Annotated in this window: 1 protein-coding gene; it reads right to left on the reverse strand. The window is 63.2% G+C overall.

All coding sequences use genetic code 11. From position 1 onward, the window contains the following. Nucleotides 1–17 precede the first annotated feature (17 nt). Nucleotides 18–1208 (reverse strand): ISAs1 family transposase, encoded by a 1191-nt coding sequence (locus A9Q02_RS02255; protein WP_097650748.1) that lies wholly within the window; start codon nucleotides 1206–1208, stop codon nucleotides 18–20. Between the last annotated feature and the right edge of the window lie 107 nt (nucleotides 1209–1315).

Raw genomic sequence — 1315 nt, forward strand, 5'->3', positions numbered from 1 at the left:
CCAGGGCTGATGCAAAGTCAGCGACGGAACAGGAGGCGGTCGATGGCGGCTGCCAGCGACCGCTGCAACGCGGCCAGGTTCGACTGACCGCCACGGGCGGCCAGTCCGCAGACGGCATTGTTCAGACAGGCGAGGATGTGCGCAGCCTGGCCCATGCGCACCTGCGACGCATCTTCCCCTAACGTCACATCGCGACGATAATGCAGGCCGTTCTCAATCTGCCAGTGACCACGCACGACCTCCAGCAGGCGGCGGGCACGCACCGCACTGCGCGGCGCACTCGTGATGCCATAGCGCTCCTCACAGCTGAAATCGCGCCCCTGAGAGACGATCCGCACCACCCGAAACGCCTGCGCCAGGTAGGGCCAATCGCTGTAGCCTTCCAACAGACAACTCGTGGTCAGCCGCCGGTATTCGCGTCGGCCATGCCCCTTATCGCACTGCTCGACCGTGATGAAATCGAGCGGAATGGGGCTGAAGCCCTGCGCAACGGGAAAAACCGTCGGGCTGAACAGCAGTTTGAGGTCAGCAAAGAGGGTTGGTTGGTTCTCCTTGACCATCCAACAGTAGTCGCCACCGTCCTCTACCACCTGGATGCTCAGGCTCCGTTGGGCAAACATGGCGTCCCCCGTAATGATGGTACCCCGCAGATTCAGGCGTTTCAGGAGCCGCGGAGCGGCGACAATCTCATTCTCCTTGCTTGTAACGGGCTCCTGTGCCACCACGACTCCGGTCTCGACGACAAAGGCGCTGAGCAGGTGGACGCCCTGGCTGTGACCACGCGGGATGGTGCCGCGCACGGCCTTCCCATCGAGGGCGATCTGCTGACTGGCACGAGCGGGAACCTCTGCGGCTGGCGGTGGGATGAGGAGGGGCATGAGGGCGTGATCCAGGGCCTCCGCCGCCACGGCTGAAGCGAGCACCCGGCTCCACGTCGTCGGATGCGGCATCGTGGTACGCGCCAAGTCAAACTGGGCCGCGAGTTCGCCCTGGCGCTCGCGCGCCCACTCGGCGATGGCACGCAGTTGATTGGCCCCTGCGAGTTTGGCCCACAGCGCAATGGTGAGCATGACCGCCAAGGGGTAGCGGACACCCCGACGGTGGCGCAGATCCGGCACCTGTTGAAACTGCTGGTAGATGGCTGCGAGATCCAAGGTCAACGGTTGCTCGCTGCCAAACGGCTGCACGGTCACTGTGGTAGCATTCATGGTGAACACCTCATGCGGTTTGATGCTTGGTTGCTATCATCATCGTACCGCAAAGGTGTTCACATGTGTCGGTTGCCGCTGCTGGCTCTGACTTTGCATCAGCCCTG

Source organism: Candidatus Chloroploca asiatica, assembly GCF_002532075.1.
Taxonomy (GTDB): Bacteria; Chloroflexota; Chloroflexia; order Chloroflexales; family Chloroflexaceae; genus Chloroploca; species Chloroploca asiatica.